Source organism: Nocardia sp. NPDC004568 (assembly GCF_040609955.1).
Taxonomy (GTDB): Bacteria; Actinomycetota; Actinomycetes; order Mycobacteriales; family Mycobacteriaceae; genus Nocardia.
In genome coordinates, this window is the sequence record NZ_JBEXLL010000070.1 from 16,815 (window position 1) to 38,023 (window position 21,209).

Genomic DNA, 21,209 nt, shown 5'->3' on the forward strand with positions numbered 1-21,209 from the left:
CGGACTCGGACTCGGACTCGGACTCGGACTCGGACTCGGACTCGGACTCGGACTCGGACTCGGACTCGGACTCGGACTCGGACTCGGACTCGGACTCGGACTATCGCATCCCGACCGGACCACGAGCGCCGAATGTCAACTCCCCACGCAACCCCATGCGTCGAGTTCCACGAGACACCTCAAAGACCAGGCACATCTCGCCCCTTGGCCGAAGGTGCTCAACGGTCGCCCTCTATGAACGGCTCACCGCACATCTCACTTGTCCGGGAACTTGAACTTGGAGAGGTCGAAGTTCTCCAGCCCGGGGGGCAGCTGATCGAGCCCGGGCGGCATATTGGACAGATCCGGCATACCGCCGCCGCCGGGCAGGCCGGGCATCCCGGGGAAACCGCCGCGCATCTTCGGCTGGGTGGGCCCGCGCCCACCTTTCTTCCCCTTCTTGCCCTTCTGCTTCTTGTTGCGACGGTTGGCGCCGGGCATCCCCATCTGCCGACCCATCATCGTCATCATCTTGCGGGCCTCGAAGAAGCGGTCGACCAGCTGGTTCACATCCGAGACCTGGACCCCCGACCCGTTGGCGATCCGCAGCCGGCGGGACGCGTTGATGATCTTCGGGTTCTCCCGCTCGGCGGGGGTCATCCCGCGGATGATCGCCTGGACCCGGTCGAGTTGTTTATCGTCGACCTGGGCGAGGACATCCTTCATCTGACCGGCGCCGGGCAGCATCCCGAGCAGATTGCCGATGGGTCCCATCTTGCGGATGGCCAGCATCTGGTCGAGGAAATCCTCGAGGGTGAGCTCGCCGCTGCCGATCTTGCGCGCCGCCTCCTCGGCCTGCTTCGCGTCGTAGACCTGTTCGGCCTGTTCGATGAGGGTGAGTACATCGCCCATACCGAGGATGCGGCTGGCCATCCGGTCGGGATGGAAGACGTCGAAATCCTCGAGTTTCTCGCCCGTGGAGGCGAACATGATCGGCGCGCCGGTGACATTGCGCACGCTCAGCGCCGCGCCACCGCGGGCATCACCGTCGAGCTTGGTGAGCACCACACCGGTGAAGCCGACGCCGTCACGGAAGGCCTCGGCGGTGGAGACCGCGTCCTGGCCGATCATGGCGTCGAGGACGAACAGGGTCTCGTCCGGTTTCACCGCGTCACGGATACCGGCGGCCTGCGCCATGAGTTCGGCGTCGATACCGAGCCGACCGGCGGTGTCGACGATCACCACGTCGTACTGCTTGGCGCGGGCCTCGGCGACACCGGATTCGGCCACCGCGACCGGATCGGCCGCGGTGACCCCGAGGGCGTTGTCGCCACCACCGATCGAGGTGCCCGGATGCGGCGCGAACACCGGCACACCGGCGCGTTCGCCGACCACCTGCAACTGGGTCACCGCGCCCGGGCGCTGCAGGTCGCAGGCCACGAGCAGCGGCTGATGCCCCTGGTCGCGCAGCCATTTGGCGAGCTTGCCGGCGAGCGTGGTCTTACCCGCACCCTGCAGACCGGCCAGCATGATCACCGTCGGCGGGGTCTTGGCCAGCGTCAGGCGCCGGGTCTCACCGCCGAGGATTCCGACGAGTTCCTCGTTGACGATCTTGACGACCTGCTGGGCCGGGTTCAGCGCGGCCGAGACCTCCGTGCCCTTGGCCCGCTCCTTGATCCGGCCGATGAAACCGCGGACCACGGGCAGCGCGACGTCGGCCTCCAGCAGCGCCAGGCGGATCTCCCGGCAGGTGGCGTCGATATCGGCCGGCGACAGGCGTCCCTTACCGCGAAGATCCTTCAGGGCACCGGTCAACCGGTCGGAAAGGGATTCGAACACCTGACGCGCTCCTGATCTCGAGTGACGGCACTGAGTCCCAGGGTAATGGGCGTCCCAGAGTAGCGGGCGGCCCGGCGGGGCCGGGGCCCGCACCGGACTGCTCACGCACATCACCGGAGCGCGCCGCCGGACAGCCGTCCCTCCCGGCGGCCGGGAGCCTCGCCGTCGTGACCGGGCGAAGGAACGCGGCGGCCGATCAGGCCGAGTGGAGAACCGGGATCACGAGGGCCCCGAGCCGGCGGCGCCGGAGGTGTCGCCGATGTACTCGGTGGAGAATCCGCGGCGGTAGTCGTGCTGTTCCACGGCGACCAGGTAGGCCGCCTCGCGCCCGGTGAGGCCGAGTTCGCGGGACAGGCTGTCCAGCCGCGACCAGTCGTCGTCGGGAGGTAGCCCGTTGGTCGCTACGGCGGCGGCCACATTCATCGCGGCCATCGCCTGGGGTTCGGTGAGTGTGCGCCCCGGTAACCAGGACACCACCCAATAGGCGTCACCTACACATCGGGCGATGTGCGGCGTCATATCGCTGGTCATGATCGACGAGGTCACCACTTGGATTGCCACCGACCTGCTCCCCTCATGAGCGCGAACGACAGCTGACCACCCGAATGTTAGGGGTCCGATCACCCCCATCGCCGACTCGCTGGCAAACGGTGAGCAATCGACGCGCAACGGTGACCTTCCCTCGAACGCTAGTTCTGCTCCGGCTCCGGGGTTTTTGGGGGCGCGGGGCGCGGAACCACCGCCAGGATCGCCGATTCGAGCTCCGCGCGCCGGTCGGGGCCGGATCGCGCGCCCAGATCCACACAGAACACATCCACCACGAACGAACCCATCGTCACGACCTTCGCCCAGCGCACATCGGCCCCCGCACCGGCCAGGATCGCGGCCAACCGGCAGAGCAGGCCGATCCGGTCCTCGGCCCGCAACTGCAGGATCAGCTGACCGGGTACCGCGGTCTCCGCCCACAGCAGCCGCGGCTCGGCCTGGGCATATCGGGCGGCGCCGAGGGTCTCTCGTTCCCGGGCGTCCAGCGCCGCTCGCACATCCAGTTCCCCGGCCGCGGCCCGTTTGATCTCCTGTCGCAGCAGGCCCGCGTCGGGGGGCCCGCCGAAAGTCGGTGCCACCACGAAGGTGTTGATCGCCGAATCCCCCGCCCCGCCGACCGACGCCGAGAGCACCCGCAGGGAATGCAAGGCCAGCACACCCGCGGTATTCGAGAGCAGGCCCGGGGCGTCCGGGGCGATCACGGTGGCCACATGGGTGTATTTCCCCTCGCCCGGTGTCAATTCGACGTGGACACCGCCGGCCGCGGCACGGACCAGCAATTCCTCGGGGATGGGTTCGGGTTCGGGCAGGGCTTCGCCCGCCATCACCGTGCGGCAGCGGCGGACCAGTTCGCCGATCAGGGTGGCCTTCCACTCGCCCCAGACGCCCGGCCCGGTGGCCAGCGAATCCGCCTCGGCCAGCGCGTGCAGCAGTTCGAGCCGGCGCGGATCGTTGTCCAGGGCGTCGACCACGTACCGCACGGTATCCGGATCGTCGATGTCCCGGTGCGTGGCGACATCCGGCAACAGCAGATGATGGCGGACCATGGCGCTCAGGATCTCCACATCCGAGGGCCACAGACCCAGCCGGCGACCGATATGGGTCGCCAGGTCGGCGCCCACCGCGCAGTGGTCCTCCACGCGGCCCTTGCCGATATCGTGCAGCAGCGCACCGAGTGCCAGTAGATCGGGCCGGGCCACCCGGGTACTCAACGCGCTCGCGTAGGCGACCGTTTCCACCGAGTGCCGGTCCACGGTCCACACATGCAGCGCGTCCCGTGGCGGCAGATCCCGGACCGCGCCCCATTCCGGCAGCAGCCGGCCCCACAGACCGGTCCGGTCCAATGCCTCCACCGCGTCGATCACGCCCCGGCCCGCACCGAGCAGTACCAGCAGATCGTTCAACGCGTCCTTGGGCCAGGGCTCACGTAGCTCCGGCGCGTCCTCGGACAAACGGTTCAGGGTCGTCGCCGACATCGGCAGTCCGGTCTGCGCGGACGCCGCGGCCACCCGCAACACCAGCCCCGGGTCACGCTGGGGCCGGGCGTCCCTGGCCAGCACCACTTCTCCGGCGTGTTCGACCACGCCCTCGTCCAACGGCCGTCGCACCGGCATCCGGCGCAACCGGGCCAGACCGCGGCGCGGCAGCGCGTTACCCGCGGTACGCAGGCCCACATCCACCGAATATCCGACGGTGCGTGCCGCGTCGCTGAGCGTGCGGGCCAGATCGAACCGGTCACCGATGCGCAGCGCGGCCCCGATCTCGTCGGCGTCCTGGGCGCGCAACTGGTCGCGGGCCCGGCCCGCGACCCGGTGCAGTTCGGTGCGCACATCCAGCAGCCGCCGATGGGCCTGGGCCAGACCGCCGCCGGGCGCGTCCGGGCCCAATCCGGGCATGGCGTCGGTGAGCTGGGCGATCGCGAGCGCGTCCAGCAGCTGGATATCGCGCAATCCGCCGCGCCCGTTCTTCAGATCCGGTTCGCTGCGGTGAGCGACCTGACCGCTGCGTTCCCAGCGCGCGCGGACCCCGGTGACCAGTTCGTCGAAGCGGCCGCGTATTCCACTGCGCCAATCCTTGCGGATCCCCGCGACGACCCGGTCGCTGAGATCGGCGTTGCCCACGATGTGGCGGGCGTCGAGCATGCCGAGTGCGGCCACCAGATCGTCGGAGGCCACCTTCAGGGCGTGCGGGACCGTACGCACGCTGTGGTCGAGTTTGATGTGGGCGTCCCATAGTGGATACCAGAGCCGGTCGGCGATCTCGGCGACCCGTTTCGGGTCCATATCCTCGTGCAACAGCACCAGATCCAGATCGGAATACGGCAGCATCTCCCGGCGGCCGAGCCCGCCCACGGCCATGATCGCCAGTCCGCTGTCCGGCGTGATCCCCACTTCGGCGCCTTTGCTGGTGAGCCACAGTTCGTACAGATCGACCAGGGCCGCACGCAGCGATTCGGCGTCCAGCCGCGGATGTCGCGGCGCGCCGCCGCCCAGCAGTTGATCCCGGGCGCGTACCAGATCCGCGGCGCCGTGCGAGAGCGCGGCCGCTTTTCCGGGCCGTCCACCGCCGGCCCGCCCGGGCCCCCGTTCCTGCCGGTTGTCTACCAACGAAACCACCACCCGTTCACGCAGGCGACCCCGCCCCGACCGATATTCGGTGGGAGCGGGGCCGCGTTCTCGTTGTGCACCCGCCGGCGCGCTCGATGCGCGCAGGGGTTTATAGCGCGTCGGTACCGCGTTCCCCGGTCCGGACCCGGACGATCGTCTCGACCGGGGTCACCCAGACCTTGCCGTCGCCGATCTTGCCGGTGCGCGCCGCCTCGACGATCAGATCGACGACCCGGTCCACCGTCGCGTCGTCGACCACGACCTCGACCCGCACCTTGGGCACGAAATCCACCGAGTACTCGGCCCCGCGGTAGACCTCGGTGTGGCCCTTCTGCCGTCCGTATCCCTGGACCTCGCTCACGGTCATACCGAATACGCCCGCCTGCTCCAGGCCGGTTTTGACGTCTTCGAGCGTGAACGGTTTGACGATTGCGGTGATCAGTTTCATGGGGTTCATGCCTCCTTGACGGCCGAACGTGCGGTTCCACCCAGTGCAGCGAAATCGTATGCCGTCTCCGCGTGTTCGGAATCGTCCATACCGTTGGACTCCGCTTCGGCGTCGGCGCGCAGGCCGATCGTGAACTTGATCGCGTACGCGATCACCAGAGCGATCACGAAGGAGTACACCAGAACCGCGACCGCGCCGAGGGTCTGCCGGCCCAGCAGCTCGAGATCACCACCGTAGAACAGGCCTTCCGCACCGGCGGGCGCCTCGGGCGCGGCGAACACGCCGATCAGCACCGTGCCGAGGATACCGCCGACCATGTGGATACCCACGACGTCGAGCGAATCGTCGTAACCGAACTTGAACTTCAGGCTCACCGCCAAGGCGCAGAGCACACCGGCGATGACACCGATGGCCAGCGCGCCGAGGACGTTCACCGAGGAGCAGGAGGGCGTGATGGCCACCAGGCCGGCGACGATACCCGAAGCGGCGCCCAGCGAGGTCGGCTTGCCGTCGCGGATCTTCTCCACCACCAGCCAGCCGATCATCGCGGCGGCGGTGGCGACCAGCGTGGTGACGAAGGTGGCCCCGGCCACACCGTCGGCGGCCGCCGCGGACCCGGCGTTGAAACCGAACCAGCCGAACCACAGCAGCGCGGCGCCGAGCATGACGAAGGGGAGGTTGTGCGGACGGAAGGGAGTTTTCGGCCAGCCCGCGCGCTTACCGACCACGATGGCCAGGGCGAGCGCGGCGGCACCGGAGTTGATGTGTACGGCGGTACCACCGGCGAAGTCGATGGCCTCGACCTTCTCCATGATCCAGCCGCCACCCCAGACCCAGTGTGCGACCGGGAAGTACACCACGGTGGCCCAGATGGCGGCGAACACCAGCCAGGCACTGAACTTCAGGCGGTCGGCCACCGCACCGGAGATGAGCGCCACGGTGATGATCGCGAACATCGCCTGGAACGCGACGAAGACCGTCGCGGGGATGGTCCCGATCAGCGGGACGCCCGCCGATTCGTCGCCGAACCCGGCGATCAGGGTCTTCAGGCCGAAGAACTGCCCGGGGTCCCCGAGTAGTCCGCCCTTGTCGGTGCCGAATGCGACCGAGAAGCCGTACAGCACCCAGAGCACGGTGACCACGCCCATCGCGCTGATGCTCATCATGATCATATTGAGCACGTTCTTGCCCCGGACCATACCGCCGTAGAAGAACGCCAGCCCGGGTGTCATCAACAGGACGAGCGCAGCGCTCGTCAGCAACCATGCGGTGTCGCCGGCGTTGGGTGCGCCGATCACGGTTTCCACCAGTTTCCTCCCTCATCCTCTGGCCCGCCGCTCACGCGACATCGGGCCCGCTACTGAAGGGTCCTCACTCGGTGTTTCATCCGTGACGCCCAGGTGTTTCACCTAGGTGAATGGATCGCGCCCGGATGTTTCGGCTGTGTTGCGCACACTGTGCGGAGGTTTCCGGGCCGCTGTGCGATACGCCGGAACTCCCTGTCGAGTCGAGCCCGCGGCTGTTATCGCGGCGCGATGCGCGCGTGGGCGAGTCGCGCCGCCTCGTGCGCGACACCGTCGCGCGGAATGTCGAGGTCCTCGCGAGATCGCCCTGCGCGTACCCAGGTGGAGTCGGGTCGGCCTGCCACAGCGCCCCGGAAAGCTACGCCTGGCCCAGCAGTGCGTCGACGAAGGCCGCGGGTTCGAAGGGCGCCAGATCGTCGGCGCCCTCGCCCAGACCCACGAGCTTGACCGGTACGCCCAGTTCGTGCTGGATCTGGAAAACGATTCCACCCTTGGCGGTGCCGTCGAGTTTGGTCAGTACGACACCGCTGATATCCACCACTTCCGCGAAGATGCGGGCCTGCGCGAGCCCGTTCTGGCCCACTGTGGCGTCGAGTACGAGCAGCACCTCGTCCACCGAGGCCTTCTTCTCCACCACGCGCTTGACCTTGCCGAGTTCGTCCATGAGGCCGGTCTTGGTGTGCAGGCGGCCCGCGGTGTCGACCAGCACCACATCCACGCCGGTGTCGATACCGGTGGCGACGGCGTCGAAGGCGACGGCGGCCGGATCGGCGCCCTCCCGGCCACGCACGGTGTCCGCGCCGACCCGCTCACCCCAGGTCTGCAACTGATCGGCCGCCGCGGCGCGGAAGGTGTCCGCGGCGCCGAGCAGCACCCGGCGTCCGTCGGCGACCAGCACCCGGGCGAGTTTGCCGGTGGTGGTCGTCTTCCCGGTGCCGTTCACCCCTACCACGAGCAGGATCGACGGATGGTCGGCGTGCGGCAGCGCCCGCACCGAACGGTCCAGTTCCGGCCGCAGCGATTCGATCAGCACCTCGCGCAGTACCGACCGCGCGTCCTCGGCGGTACGGACACTGCGGGCGGCCATCTCCTCGCGCAGCCGTTCCACGATGACGGTGGTGACCGCGGTCCCGATATCGGCCAGTACCAGCGTGTCCTCGACCTCTTCCCAGGAATCCTCGTCCAGGTCGCCACCGCCGAGCAGGCCCAGCAGGCTCTTGCCCACCGCGTTCTGCGACCGGGACAACCGGCCGCGTAGCCGGGTCAGCCGTCCCGAGGTCGGTGCGATCTCCTCGACCTCCGGGACCAGATGGGCCCCGGCGGCGGTATCGGGGGCCACGACCGTGGGCTCGGCGCCCGCTTCGGCGGGCGCGCTCGTCTCGGTCGCCGGTTCGGTCGCGGCGGTGTCCGGGGTCGCGGTGCCGGCGCCGGGCTCCGGTTCCGTGAGCGGTCCGGTGGTGGGGGTGTCCGTCGGCCCGACGGCTGCGGTGTCCGCCGGTGCGGTGGCGGGTGTCTCTGTGGCGGGCGGCACGGTGTCGGTGCCGTCCGTGGCGGGCTCGGTTCCGGTCGCGCTCGTCGCGGTGTCGACAGTATCGGTCTCGGGCAGCGGCACATCGGTGATGCCGCGGCGCGGCGCGTCCCGCGGGACGGCCGCGTCGTCACCGATATGCGGCTGCCCCTCCACATCGGTCCGCTCAGTGGGACTCGGAGCCGACGGTTCCGCGCGGCCCGGCCCCGGCGGCGCGGGGGCGGCGGTGGCGCCCCGGCCGCCCTGGCTGAAGGAGAATCCCCCCGCCGCCTGATATCCGCCGGACCGGTCGGTCAGCTCGTCCTTCTCCGGCGGCGCCGTCAGCGACACCCGGCCGCGCTTGTACCGGACGAAACCGGCCACGAGCGCGACCAGCAGTACGGCGGCGATCACTGCGATCAGAATCCAGGCTTGCGCACTCACGCCGACCATCCTTCCAGAGCGGTACCGGACGGTAGGTTACCCGGCCCGGTACGCGCGGCGGCGGCGCCCGGCGGCCGCCGGGCGCCCGGCACATCCCCAGCTCAGCCCCGCGAACACGGCCGGTGAGATTTCTTGTCCTGCGGAACTTCTCGCGGCAGGCCAATAGGATCGGCGATGTGACCGATCGAAACGTGCTTGGGGGTCCGCTACAAGAGTGCGGCACCGATCCTCTGACGGGGTTCTACCGGGACGGCTGCTGCAGCACCGGCCCGGAGGACCTGGGCAGCCATACCGTGTGCACGGTCGTCACAGCAGAGTTCCTCGAACATCAGGCGTCCATCGGAAACGATCTGAGCACGCCTCGTCCGGAGAACAACTTCCCCGGACTCCAGCCGGGGGACAGATGGTGTGTCGTGGCGGTGCGCTGGTTACACGCGCACGAGGACGGTGTCGCCGCACCGGTGGTGCTGGCGGCGACCCATGAGAATGCCCTGGAAGTGATAGCTATGGAGATCCTGCGCAAGTATGCCGTCGACGTACCCGACGACGTGAGTGACCTGCTCTGAACACCGGTGCGGCACCCGGCGCCCCGGTCCCACAGCGCGGCGGCTACTCCGCCGCGCTACCGGCCGCCGCGAGGTCGTGCCCGCGCAGCCGCTGCGAGATGACCTGGGTGATGCCGTCGCCGCGCATGCTCACGCCGTAGAGCGCGTCGGCGATCTCCATGGTCGGTTTCTGGTGGGTGATCACGATCAGCTGACTCTTCTCCCGCAACTGCTCGAACAATCCGATGAGCCGGCGCAGGTTGGTGTCGTCGAGTGCCGCCTCCACCTCGTCCATGACATAGAACGGCGAGGGGCGGGCGCGGAAGATCGCGACCAGCAGCGCCACCGCGGTCAGTGATTTCTCCCCGCCCGACAGCAACGACAGCCGTTTGACCTTCTTCCCGGGCGGCCGCGCCTCCACTTCGATACCGGTGGTGAGCATATCGGTGGGATCGGTGAGCAGCAGCCGGCCGTCGCCGCCGGGGAACAGCGCGGCGAAGACCTGGACGAACTCCCGCTCCACATCGGCGTAGGCGTCGGTGAAGACCTGCAGGATCCGCGCGTCGACCTCGGCCACCACATCCAGCAGATCCTGACGGGCCTTCTTGACGTCCTCGAGTTGGGTGGCCAGGAAGTTGTAGCGTTCCTCGAGTGCCGCGAACTCCTCGAGCGCCAGCGGGTTGACCTTGCCGAGGGTGGCCAGATCCTTTTCGGCGCGTTTGGCGCGCCGCTCCTGCGAGGCGCGGTCGAAAGGCATGGGTGCCGGTGCGCTGACCTGCTCGCCGCGTTCCTTGGCCTGCTCGTACTCCCGCATCTCCAGTTCGCTGGGCGGCAGCGCGACCTCGGGACCGTACTCGGCGATGAGATCGTCGAGTGCGATACCGAACTGTTCGGCGATGGTCGCTTCCAGCTGTTCGATCCGCAGTGCCGCCTGCGCTTTGGCGACCTCGTCGCGGTGGACGGCGTCGGTGAGCTGTTCGAGCTGGGCGTTCAGGGCCCGTACCCGCTCTTTGATCCGATCCACTTCCGTGGCGCATTCGGTACGCCGCCGGACCAGCTCGTCGCGGCGCGCGGCGGCGGCCGCCACCACTTTCTCGAGTTCGGCCGCCAGGTCCGCACCGGATTCGGCGACCGCGGCGGCGACACCGGCGGCTTGCCGCCGGGCGGCCTGCGCCCGTTCGGCCCGGGCCCGCGTCTCGCGTTCGGCGCGGGCGGCGCGGCGCAGTGAATCGGCCTTACCGCGGACCGATTCGGCACGCTCCTCGGCCGTGCGCACCGCCAGCCGCGCTTCCACTTCCATGGCCCGGGCTTCGGCGAGCGCGGCGGCGGCCTCCTCCCGGGCCAGTGCGGCGGCCTCGGTGCCCGCGGCGCCCGCCGCATCGCTGTCGGAATCGGCCTGCTCGCGCTCGGCGTGCCGCAACCGGTCCTCGAGTTCGGCCAGCTCGCCGACCGCTTTCTCGTGCGCGGTCTCGGCGTCGGCGCGCTGGCCGGTCAGCCGCTCCGATTCGGCGTCGGCCGCGCGGACGGCCGCACCGAGCCGGCCGAGCCGCTCGTACACGGCGTTGAGGGCCTGATCGGATTCGTGCAGGGCCAGCAGGGCGTGGTCGACCGCTTCTTTGCGGTCGGCCTGTTCCTCCAGCGCTCCGGCCAGGCTCGCCTCCAATTCCTCGGCGTGCCGGCGGGCCGCGATCAGATCGGCCTCGGCGGCGTCGATATTCGCCTGGACCTCCAACCGGCTCGGCGACCGGTCGGACCCACCGACCAGCCATCCGGTCCCGGCCAGGTCACCCTCGCGGGTCACCACCCGCAGTTCCGGGCGTGCGGCCAGCAGCGCCGAGGCCGCGTCCAGATCGTCGACCACCGCGACCCGGCGGGTCAGCGCCACCACCGCCGCGCGGACCGGGCCCGGGCAGTCCACCACGTCCAGCAGCCAGCGCGCCGGGCCGGGCAGTTCCGGGTCCGCGGCATCGGCGGCCTCCGGCCCCTCGTACACCAGCGCGGCCCGCCCGCCGTCGGCCTTCCCCAGGGCTCGCAGCGCGCTCAGGGCCGTGTCCCCCGTGTCGGCCACCACCGCCTCGGCCACCGGGCCGAGGACCGCCGCGACCGCCGACTCGAACCCGGCGTGTACCCGCAACTGCCCCGACAGCGGGCCGAGCAGTCCGGCCGGATGGTTCTCAGTGAGCCAGGCGGCACCGTCGCGGCTGGCCAGGTTCATCCCGAGCGCTTCGATCCGCGCGGTCAACGAGGCGACCAGGCGACCGGCCTCCCGGTCCGCGGCGCGGAGTTCGGTGACCCGATGATCGGCCAGTCCGAGCGCCTCCACAGCGTGCTCGTGCTGGGCGTCGAGCCCCGCCTCCCCCGCGTCCAACTCGGCCAGTTCGTCCTGCACCGCGTCGAATTCCGCCCGCGCCGCGGTACCCCGGGCCCGGGCCTCGGTGATGGCGGTGGACAATCGCACGATGTCGGCGTCGATCGATTGGGCGCGGGTACGCAGGTTCTCGACCTGTCCCGACAACCGGACCACACCCTCACGCCGGTCGGCGATGGCTCGGACCGCGGCGAGATGTGCCTGTTCGGCGGCCTTGGCGGCATGCTCGCGGTCGCCCAGGCTCTCGCGCGCGGCTTCCAGTGTTTCGGTGGCCATTTCGACGGCCTCGCGCAATTCGGCTTCCTCGGCCTCCACCCGATCGGCTTCGGCCTCGAGCTGATCGGGGTCGCGGCCGGTGTTGGTGGGGGCGGCCGTATCGAGGTGCCGGGCGCGGTCACCGGCGATCCGGATGGTCGCGTTGACCCGTTCGGAGAGCGCGGAGAGCTGGAACCACAATTGACCGGCGGCCTCGGCGCCGGGGGTGAGCCGGGAGAGCTGGTATTCCTGCTGGGCGAGCGCGGCATTGGCGGCGTCGAGTTCGGTGCGCACGGTGATCTGCTGTTCCCGCGCGTAGGCCTCTTTGCTCTGCTGGCTCTCCAGTTCGTTGCGCCGGGTGACCAGATCGTCGGCGGCCAGCCGCAATCGGGCGTCGCGCAGGTCCGCCTGCACCGTCTGCGCCCGGCGCGCGACCTCGGCCTGGCGGCCCAGCGGTTTGAGCTGGCGGCGGAGTTCGGTGGTGAGGTCGGTGAGCCGGGCCAGATTGGCCTGCATCGCATCCAGTTTGCGAACGGCCTTTTCCTTGCGTTTGCGGTGTTTGAGCACACCGGCGGCTTCCTCGATGAAGGCGCGCCGATCCTCGGGACGCGATTCGAGGATCGCCGAGAGCTGCCCCTGCCCGACGATGACGTGCATCTCCCGGCCGATACCGGAGTCGCTGAGCAGCTCCTGCACATCCATGAGCCGGCAGGAGTTGCCGTTGATCTCGTATTCTCCGGCGCCGTCGCGGAACATGCGCCGGGTGATGGAGACCTCGGCGTAGTCGATGGGCAGGGCACCGTCGGAGTTGTCGATGGTCAGGGTGACCTCGGCGCGGCCCAGCGGGGCCCGCCCGGAGGTACCGGCGAAGATGACGTCCTGCATCTTCCCGCCGCGCAGCGCCTTGGCGCCCTGTTCGCCCATGACCCAGGTGAGCGCGTCGACGACATTCGATTTACCGGATCCGTTCGGTCCCACCACGCAGGTGATCCCGGGTTCGAAGCGCAGGGTCGTCGCGGACGCGAAGGACTTGAAACCCTTCAACGTCAAGCTCTTCAGGTGCAACGCCGACGACCCTTTCCGCCTCCGTGACTGCCCGCCTCGCCCAGGCCGATCAGCCATGCTATCGGCCCAGGGCACCGTGTCACCGACCGGCGCACCGGCCGTGGCCGATCGATTGCCGGTACACCGGCGACCCGCGGCCGGGCGTTCGCACCGGCCGGATGTCACGAAGGCTACCGGGCGTTATATCTTCCAGCGATGGCGGTGGCCGCTCTCGATCCCGGTTGCGCCCGTACTGCCAGCACCGCGCCCCACGGGCCGATGACCCATATGGGCCAGAAATAGGTGAACTCCCCGACGCCCAGCGAGATCGCGCCCCAGATCACCAGCACCAGCACGCTGACCGTCAGCCACGCGCTGGCCTCGATCCGCTGCCAGATCGCGAAACGCGAGCGCCGCACCGCCGGACGCACCGGTGCCAGGGCGGGCAGGTCCGCGAGTACGCCGGTGAGTTCCTCGCGGGTGGCGGTGCGGTACACCTGCGCCACGCGCTGGTCGTATTCGGTGAGATCGATGCGGCCGTCGCCGAGATGGCGGCTCAGATCGCGCACGAGTCGATCGCGTTCGGCATCCGAGGCCCGGGTCCCCGTTGTGATCTCCATAACCGCTCCCCTTACAGGTCGGACCGCATTCCACAGTGGATGCACCCAGAGTGCACCTTCCACTGTGTTATGTCAAGGGCTGCAGTGATCGGCACTACCGTTCGGCGAAACCGTCCAGCCCGCCGCGCGCCGGCTCCCACGACTCGACCACCAGGTCCACCCGGCCCGGTGTATCTCCCGACCGCAACAGCGCCAGCAACCCCTCGGCCGCGGCACGTGGCCCCTCCGCCACCACGTGCACCCGGCCGTCGGCCGCGTTCGTGGCGTGCCCGGTGAGGCCCAGTTCCAGCGCCCGTGCCCGCGTCCACCACCGGAAGCCCACGCCCTGCACGTATCCGTGCACCCAGGCGCTCAATCGCACCGGGTCGGTTCCGCCCGTCGCCGCGGCCACGATCAGTCGACCGTGTCGATATGGAACGACAACGTCACCTTGCTGCCGGCCTTCAGCGTGCGGCCGACCGTGCAGACCTTGTCGATGGCCCGCTGCACTGTCACCAGCAACCGGTCCCGGGCCGCCGCGTCGAGCTCACTGAGGTCGAGTTCGAACACCTCGTCGAGCTGCGGATACACCTCGTTCTCCCGGTCGGCGGCACCGGAGACCCGGATGGTGGCGTCGTAGTCGTCGCCCAGCCGCCGCGACAGCGGGAAATCCGAACTCATACCCGAGCAGGCCGCCAGCGCGATCTTCAGCAGCTCGCCGGGGGTGAACACGCCGGGTACGCCCTCGGAACCGATGAGCACCTCGGCGCCGCGCGAACTGTGACCGGTGTAGCGGCGGGTGCCCGTCCGCTCCACCCAGAGGGTGGTCGGCCCGGCCTGCGCCGCGGGGGCCGTATCGCCTGCCGGCGGGGCGGATGCCGCAGAGGTGTTGTCAACCATGCTCGCGATCCTGCCATCCGCCGGCGCCGCACCGCGCACCCGACCTCGGCCGGTCAGCGCCGGTGCGGGCTTCGGCGGCTGCGCACCGGCACCCGGACCCGCCGGGCCTCACGAGCGTCGAGGATTACCACCACGGCCCGCAGCAGGAGCAGCCCGAAGATGAATCCGGCGATCAACGCGCACGCCACCAGGGACATGGCCGTCCTCTCCCGTCCAGTTCCCGGCGCCGAGATCCGCGGCGCCGTGCCGCGACCGTCGTGCCGGTAAGTTCCGGTCGTTTTCGGTCGCTACCGCGAAACTACCCCGACCGCACCGGCGTGCACTCGATACTTACGGGTTGTTCACGCAGACGTGCGCGGGTTCACGTGACCGAGTACCGCGGGTCGGCCGAGGCCCCACGCCCGATGCATCCGGCGGGTCGCCCCAGGCCTTCTGCGTACCGTCGGCCGGCGCCGGTTGTCGGGATCACGGCGCTGTCAGGGGGTGGGGTGGCACAGCGCGGGGTCGGCCAGGTCGGCACACGGAAGATTGCCAGAAGCCCGGATCACGTCCTGCCCGGCCTCACCGACGAGGAACCGCAGGAAGCCGGCACCCAGCGAATCCGGCGCGAAATCACCGTGACCGAACGCGTACTCCACGCCCCAGAACGGATAACCGCTCGCGCCGAGCTCGTCCCGGCCGGCGCGCCGGCCGTCGATCGTCACCCCGACCACCCCCGGGCTCTCGGCGGCGTCGGCGGATTCGCTGTAACCGATCGCACCGGTCGTGGCGGCGACCTCGGCGAGCAGATCGTCGGTGTAGAGCGTCTGACAGCGTCCTGCGGCCGTACCTCGCCGCAGTTCACGGCAGGTCACTCCCGGTTCGGGCGGCTGCGCGGAATCGAGCAGGCGGGTTTCGAAGGTCCAGCGCGAACCCGACCCGGCATAGCGGTTGAGGACGCGTACCGGCTGATCGGCGCCGCCCACCTCCCGCCAGTTCGACACCCGGCCCTGGAACAGGTCGCGGATCTGCCCGGCCGTCAGATCCCGCACCTGCGCACTCGGATGGACGACCACCGAGAACAGCGATACCGCCAGCGGCCGCTGCACCAGTGCCGGATAGTCCGCGCCCCTGGGCGCGTCACCGATCGCGAGGAGCCCGCCGTGACCACCGGCTTCCTCCTCGAGCCGGGCCATACCGCGTTCGCTGCCCTCGAAACCGAAGACGAAACCGGCCCCGGGACACGTCGCCTGGTAGAGCCGGGCCGCCTCCCGGATCACTGGCTCGAAGGCGGTGGAACCGATCACGGTGAGCTCGCCGGTCGCACAGCCCAGCGGCGCGGGCTCGGGTTCGGTGATATCGATGACGGTCATCGCCGCGATGACCACGACCAGGAACCCGGTGAGCGCCACCATCAACAGGGAAACCCCGGTCCGCCCCTTCGTTCTGGCGATGCCCCCACCGGTCACCACACCCTGCATGACCGGGTCGGGGTAGGGGCCGTGCCCCGCAGTGCGCTCCAACGTGGCCAGGATCTTGTAGTGATCGTTGCGGTTCAGCGGGACCTTCGGCAGGTCGATCACACCGACACCCTGCTCCAGCTGCCGGTGCCCGAAGCCCGAATCGGGTTCGAAACAGACGGCCAGGCCCGGATTGCTCAACTCGGTGACCGCCATCCCGATCACTGTGCGGTCCGGGAACTGCAGGTGCAGACCGGCCTGGCTGTTCTGCGCGGTCACGTAGTCCGCGGCATCGATGGTGGTGGCGCCGTTGTTCTCGATTCGCACCAGCACCACCGACAGATCCTGCAGATTGCGCTCGGTGCCGTCGGAGGTCTGCCGCAGCTGCCGCAGCGCACCCGCGTGCCCGGACTCGGCTTCCCCGGTGACCGGGGTATCCATCTGCACCCGCCACCCGAGCCGCTTGCGGCCGACGAAGACGAACTCCCACAGGAACGCGCCCACCGGTATCGCGATACCGGCCAGCGGCAGAAACAGATCGAGCAACAGTTCGCTCACCAGCGGCTACCAATCCCCCGAATCGACACAGTTCCCCTCATCTTCGACCGCCGGAGCACGAAACCGGCTGCGCGCGTGCACTGTTCGACCGGTGTTCACGACGAAGTCACCGGCGGCTCCGGCGAGGTGATCACCTCGTCCGGTCACCACGGTTTCCGCCGGTCACTCGCCGGAGGTGCGCGTCCACTCCAGCAGCTCGTCCACCGGGCGGGTGTTCACGATCCGCTCCGGCGGGACCTCGGCGGCCACGGCACGGGCGCAGCCGTAACCCTGCCAGTCCAGTTGGCCGGGCGCGTGCGCGTCGGTGTCGATGGAGAACTCGCAACCCATTTCCACCGCCAGCCGGATCAATCGAGAGGGTGGGTCCCGCCGTTCGGGCCGGCTGTTGATCTCGACCGCCGTACCGTAGCGGCGGCAGGCCTCGAACACGACCCGGGCGTCGAAGTCCGATTCCGGCCGGGTACCGCGCCCGCCCTCGACCAACCGGCCGGTGCAGTGGCCGAGCACATCGACATTCGGGTTCGCCACCGCGTACACCATCCGCCGGGTCATGGTGTCGCGGTCGTCGCGCAACCGCGAATGCACACTGGCGACGACGATATCGAGTTCGGCGAGCAGATCGGCGTCCTGATCGAGCGAGCCGTCGTCGAGGATATCGACCTCGATCCCGGTCAGGACCCGTAGCGGCGCCAGCTCCGCGTCGAGTTCGGCCACCACGTCGAGCTGCCGCCGCAGCCGTTCGGCCGAGAGCCCGTTGGCCACCGTCAGCCGCGGCGAATGGTCGGTGAGGGCGCAGTACTCGTGCCCGAGCGCGGCCGCACAGGCCATCATCTCGGCGATCGGGCTGCCACCGTCGGACCAGTCGGAATGGGTGTGCAGGTCGCCGCGCAGCAGCTCACGCAGCGGTGCGCCGTCGGTGCCGATCGGTTTCGCGGCGGCGCGTAATTCGGCCAGATAGCGCGGCACCGTCCCGGCGTACGCCTCCTCGATCACCGCCGCGGTCTTGGGTCCGATCCCCGCCAGTTCCTGCCAGCTGCGATCCCGGCGGTGCCGATCGGCCACGACGTCGTCGAGGCCGGCGAGGATATCGGCGGCCCGGCGGTAGGCCTTCACCCGGTGCGTCTGCGCCCGGTCGCGTTCGAGCCAGAACCCGATCTCACGCAGGGCCGCGACGGGCCCCGGAGCGGGCGGCCCGGCCTGCTGCGCCCCCTGCGACCCGCCCGCCACCACCTAACTCACCCGGCCGTACTTCACGAAAGTGACACCGTCCTCGAAGACCTGGCTGGTGATCACCCGGAAACACGCCGGATCCGGCAGTTGCGGACCGGTGCCGAACAGCGGCCGACCGCGGCCCAGCACGATCGGATACAACTTCAGGAAGACCTGGTCTATCTCCGGCAGCAGCGCCCGGGCCAGTTCGCCGCCGCCGCACAGCCAGATGCCGAGGCCCTGCTCCCGTTTGAGTTCGGCCACCGCGGCGACCGGATCGGCGCCGATCAGCGCCACTGCCGGATCGGGTGGCTCGGTGAGCGTGGTGGAGACCACGTACTGCCGCAGATGCGCGTACGGGTTCGCGGTACCGGTACGGACCCCGAAATCGTGGGTTCGGCGGCCCATGATCACGGTGTCGAAGCTCGCGTTGCGTTTGGTGATACCGAGCGATTCACGCACCCGCGACGGCAGCGTTTCCGGATACTGCGCGGTGATCGCGGGCCCGTGATCACCGCCGACCGGGAAGAAGTCCACCGAGCCGTCCTCCGTGGCGATGAACCCATCGATAGTGGCCGCGACGTAGTAGGTGAGCTTGCGCATGGCCTGCCTCCCAGACGGACCGGGTCGGTGATCTTGCCGAGGCCCACCGTAACCCGCCGCCGGGCCGGGCGCGAGAGGGTCGTCAGGAGGAAATTCGACGTCCGCGTGGCGGCGGCTGGCAGCGCGGGCAGGAATAGGACGAGCGGTTCATGAACTTCTCCCGCACGATCACCGCTCCGCACCGCGGGCACGGCCGGTCACCGCGCCCGTACACCGCCAGGGCGCGCTCGAAGTAGCCGGATTCGCCGTTCACATTCACGTACAGGGCATCGAAGGAGGTACCGCCCGCGGCGAGCGCGTCGGTCATCACCGCGTGGGCCTCGGCGAGCAGGGTGCGCAATACCGGACGGGTGAGCGCCGAGGCGATCCGGCCGCCGTGCACCTTCGCCCGCCACAGCGCCTCGTCGGCGTAGATATTGCCGATCCCGGATATCACGGCCTGATCCAGCAGCACCCGCTTGATCTCGGTGTTCTTGGTCCGCAGCACACCGACGACCCGTTCGCTGTCGAAACGGGGGTCCAGCGGATCCCGGGCGATATGCGCGAGCAGGTCGGGCAACAGATCGCCGTCCACCTCCACCAGGGGCGCCAGCACCCAGCCGCCGAAGGTCCGCTGGTCGACGAAGCGCAGTTCCCGCCCGTCGTCGAGAGTCGCCCGGATGTGGGCGTGCTTCTCCACCGGGGCGTCGGCGGGCTGTACCAGCATCTGCCCGCTCATACCGAGATGGACGACCAGCGCGGTATCAGCGGGGCCGCCGCCGGGCTCGTCGAAGGTGAGCCACAGGTATTTCCCGCGCCGCCGCGCCGCGGCCACCGTGAGCCCGGTGAGCCGGGCCGCCATATCGGCGGCGCCCGCCTCGTGCCGGCGCACCGACCGCGCGTGGGTGACGGTGACCGATTCGACAGTTCGCCCGCACAGATGTTCGGTGAGGCCGCGGCGTACGACCTCCACCTCGGGGAGTTCGGGCATTCAGGCGTCGCCGGTCAACGCGCGGTAGGCCGCGCCCGCCGCCTTCTGCTCGGCTTCCTTCTTCGACCGGCCGACTCCCTGACCGTAGGCATCCCCGGCGATCACGGTGGTCGCGGTGAATTCCTTGTCGTGATCGGGACCTGTGGAGGTGATCTCGTAGCTGGGCACACCGAGACCGCGCTCGGCGGTCAACTCCTGCAGGCTGGTCTTGAAGTCCAGTCCCGCACCCATTCGCGGTCCACGCTCGAGCAACTCGGCGAACAACCGCAGCACGACTTCGCGGGCCACGTCGATACCGTGCTCGAGATGGACGGCACCGAGCAGCGATTCCATCCCGTCGGCGAGGATGCTGGGCTTGTCCCGGCCACCGGTGAGTTCCTCACCTTTGCCGAGCAGCAGATGCGCGCCCAGTCCACCCGCACCCAGATTGCGTGCCACCTCGGCGAGCGCGTGCATATTCACCACACTCGCGCGCAGCTTGGCCAGCTCACCCTCGGATTTCTCCGGATGCTCGTGGTAGAGCCGCTCGGTGATGCTCAGACCGAGCACCGAATCCCCGAGGAACTCGAGCCGCTCATTGGTCGGCAAACCGCCGTTCTCGTACGCGTACGAGCGATGGGTCAGCGCCAGTCGCAACAATTCGGGAGCCACCTCGACGCCCAGGGCGGCGAGCAGGCCCGAATGATCACCCGGCTCACCGGGTTCGTCTTTACCCGCGGTCAACGGTCGACCGGGGATCAGACGGCCGAGACGACCTGGCGGCCCTTGTAAGTACCGCAGGAGGGGCACGCGATATGCGGCGGGGTCTTCTGACCACACGCCCGGTTCGGGCAGGTGATCAGGGTGGGGGCGGCGGCCTTCCACTGGCTGCGCCGCGACCGGGTGTTGGAACGGGACATCCGGCGCTTGGGAACGGCCACGACTATTTCTCCTCTGTACTGTTACGTGCTGTATCGGCGGAAGTATCTCCGGTGGCCGCACCCTCGTCGGGGCTGCCGCTGCCGGGCGATCCGGGGGCGAATTTCGCCAGCCCGGCCCAGCGGGGATCAAGTATCTCATGCCGGTGATCGGATCCCGCAATCGCCATCCGAACCCCGCACTCGGGGCACAGTCCCGCACAGTCGGGCGAGCACAGCGGCTGCAGCGGTAACTCCAGGCCGAGCTGGTCCACCACCAGGGGTTCGAGGTCGATGAGATCGTCGTTCATCCGGTAGACCTCGTCCTCGGACGAGGTCTGATCGGTGGCGCTGTCCGGGTAGGCGAACAGCTCGGTCAGCGACAACCGCACCGTATCGGTGAACGGTTCCAGGCACCGCGAGCACTCACCGGCCACCGGCGCCGCCACGGACCCGGTGACGAGCACCCCTTCGGAGACGGACTGCAAGCGCAGATCCAGCTCGACCTCCGCGCCGGCGGGTACGCCGATGAGATCGAGTCCGAGTCGTTCGGTGGTGGTGACCGTCCGCCGCAGTTCGCGCATCGAGCCCGGGGCGCGACCGAGGCTGCGGACATCCAGCACGAAACCCGCGCCGTGCGCACGAGGTGCACCGGAACGCGAGCGCGCGGTGGTATCGGCAGGCATCGCAAACACTCCACTGGGTGGGTCGGGGCTGTTGGTTTTGCGCCGGAATCGGCGAGCAACCACACCACAGTACGGCGAACCGGCCACCCCCGCAAAACCCGGTCGGACGAGCCCATCAGCGCTGCCAGGGCCGACCGGTATCGATGCGACGGCATGCAGCGACCGATCGCGCACGGTCACCGTCCCGGGGCGCGGGGACATCGGGCGAAGAAGCGCACCGGCCCCTCCCCGCCGATCCGCGGATGCGGGTAGGTGGATCCGCACGCGAACAACAGTGTGTTCGGGCACGCTGACGCAAGGATCAGGGGCGGGCCGAAGGCGTGAAGGCGGGGAGGCCGACCTGCTCGTGGAGGTGCTGTGTTTTTTGGCGCCGCCTGCGGCGTCGCGGGGTCGAGGCCCCCTTGGTCTCGCCGTTCAGGCCTCGAGACTCGCGCTTCGCGCATGCGCTTCGAGGCCTGAACGGC

General features: G+C 69.5%; 19 protein-coding genes. 1 reads left to right on the plus strand and 18 read right to left on the minus strand.

Annotated features, from left to right (window positions below; all coding sequences use genetic code 11):
* Positions 1-255: 255 nt before the first annotated feature.
* The 6 genes from ffh to ftsY form a co-directional block, all read right to left on the minus strand.
* Positions 256-1,818: a signal recognition particle protein gene (gene ffh, locus ABZV91_RS25775; RefSeq protein ID WP_355246670.1), complete on the minus strand. Its 1,563-nt coding sequence runs from the start codon at positions 1,816-1,818 to the stop codon at positions 256-258.
* A gap of 219 nt (positions 1,819-2,037) precedes the next feature.
* The gene (locus ABZV91_RS25780) at positions 2,038-2,379 is read right to left on the minus strand and encodes a hypothetical protein (RefSeq protein ID WP_084487148.1); all 342 of its coding nucleotides are present in this window, start codon (positions 2,377-2,379) and stop codon (positions 2,038-2,040) included.
* A gap of 128 nt (positions 2,380-2,507) precedes the next feature.
* Positions 2,508-4,979 (minus strand): [protein-PII] uridylyltransferase, encoded by a 2,472-nt coding sequence (locus ABZV91_RS25785; protein ID WP_355246673.1) that lies wholly within the window; start codon positions 4,977-4,979, stop codon positions 2,508-2,510.
* A 100-nt stretch (positions 4,980-5,079) separates the two neighbouring features.
* Entirely contained in the window at positions 5,080-5,418 is a 339-nt protein-coding gene (locus tag ABZV91_RS25790; protein WP_355246713.1) for a P-II family nitrogen regulator, read from the minus strand.
* Between the two features lie 5 nt (positions 5,419-5,423).
* Positions 5,424-6,713, minus strand: coding sequence for an ammonium transporter (locus ABZV91_RS25795; protein WP_355246715.1), 1,290 nt, complete (start codon positions 6,711-6,713; stop codon positions 5,424-5,426).
* 367 nt (positions 6,714-7,080) lie between these two features.
* Positions 7,081-8,673 (minus strand): signal recognition particle-docking protein FtsY, encoded by a 1,593-nt coding sequence (ftsY, locus tag ABZV91_RS25800; protein ID WP_355246676.1) that lies wholly within the window; start codon positions 8,671-8,673, stop codon positions 7,081-7,083.
* 176 nt (positions 8,674-8,849) lie between these two features.
* Between ftsY and ABZV91_RS25805 the strand changes: the two genes are divergently transcribed.
* The gene (locus tag ABZV91_RS25805; protein WP_030521801.1) at positions 8,850-9,239 is read left to right on the plus strand and encodes a DUF2237 domain-containing protein; all 390 of its coding nucleotides are present in this window, start codon (positions 8,850-8,852) and stop codon (positions 9,237-9,239) included.
* A gap of 43 nt (positions 9,240-9,282) precedes the next feature.
* Here the strand turns inward: ABZV91_RS25805 and smc are convergent, their stop codons facing one another.
* The 12 genes from smc to ABZV91_RS25865 form a co-directional block, all read right to left on the minus strand.
* The gene (smc, locus tag ABZV91_RS25810; protein ID WP_355246680.1) at positions 9,283-12,906 is read right to left on the minus strand and encodes a chromosome segregation protein SMC; all 3,624 of its coding nucleotides are present in this window, start codon (positions 12,904-12,906) and stop codon (positions 9,283-9,285) included.
* A gap of 170 nt (positions 12,907-13,076) precedes the next feature.
* Complete coding sequence (locus tag ABZV91_RS25815; RefSeq protein WP_355246683.1) at positions 13,077-13,505, minus strand: DUF1707 domain-containing protein; 429 nt, start codon at positions 13,503-13,505, stop codon at positions 13,077-13,079.
* A gap of 94 nt (positions 13,506-13,599) precedes the next feature.
* Positions 13,600-13,896, minus strand: coding sequence for an acylphosphatase (locus ABZV91_RS25820; protein ID WP_355246686.1), 297 nt, complete (start codon positions 13,894-13,896; stop codon positions 13,600-13,602).
* 2 nt (positions 13,897-13,898) lie between these two features.
* Positions 13,899-14,384 (minus strand): OsmC family protein, encoded by a 486-nt coding sequence (locus ABZV91_RS25825; protein WP_355246689.1) that lies wholly within the window; start codon positions 14,382-14,384, stop codon positions 13,899-13,901.
* A gap of 53 nt (positions 14,385-14,437) precedes the next feature.
* Positions 14,438-14,581 (minus strand): hypothetical protein, encoded by a 144-nt coding sequence (locus ABZV91_RS25830; protein ID WP_355246692.1) that lies wholly within the window; start codon positions 14,579-14,581, stop codon positions 14,438-14,440.
* A gap of 279 nt (positions 14,582-14,860) precedes the next feature.
* Positions 14,861-16,381, minus strand: coding sequence for a substrate-binding domain-containing protein (locus ABZV91_RS25835; RefSeq protein WP_355246695.1), 1,521 nt, complete (start codon positions 16,379-16,381; stop codon positions 14,861-14,863).
* 162 nt (positions 16,382-16,543) lie between these two features.
* Complete coding sequence (locus ABZV91_RS25840) at positions 16,544-17,608, minus strand: PHP domain-containing protein (RefSeq protein ID WP_355246717.1); 1,065 nt, start codon at positions 17,606-17,608, stop codon at positions 16,544-16,546.
* A gap of 3 nt (positions 17,609-17,611) precedes the next feature.
* Entirely contained in the window at positions 17,612-18,193 is a 582-nt protein-coding gene (locus ABZV91_RS25845; protein ID WP_355246698.1) for a dihydrofolate reductase family protein, read from the minus strand.
* 82 nt (positions 18,194-18,275) lie between these two features.
* Positions 18,276-19,163, minus strand: coding sequence for a bifunctional DNA-formamidopyrimidine glycosylase/DNA-(apurinic or apyrimidinic site) lyase (gene mutM / locus ABZV91_RS25850; protein WP_355246701.1), 888 nt, complete (start codon positions 19,161-19,163; stop codon positions 18,276-18,278).
* On the minus strand, positions 19,164-19,886 hold the full coding sequence (gene rnc / locus ABZV91_RS25855; RefSeq protein WP_355246704.1) for a ribonuclease III: 723 nt from the start codon (positions 19,884-19,886) through the stop codon (positions 19,164-19,166).
* Between the two features lie 14 nt (positions 19,887-19,900).
* A complete protein-coding gene (rpmF, locus tag ABZV91_RS25860) occupies positions 19,901-20,083 on the minus strand; it encodes a 50S ribosomal protein L32 (RefSeq protein WP_039825884.1) in 183 nt (60 codons plus the stop codon).
* Positions 20,084-20,085: 2 nt separating this feature from the next.
* Positions 20,086-20,745 (minus strand): DUF177 domain-containing protein, encoded by a 660-nt coding sequence (locus tag ABZV91_RS25865; protein WP_355246708.1) that lies wholly within the window; start codon positions 20,743-20,745, stop codon positions 20,086-20,088.
* Between the last annotated feature and the right edge of the window lie 464 nt (positions 20,746-21,209).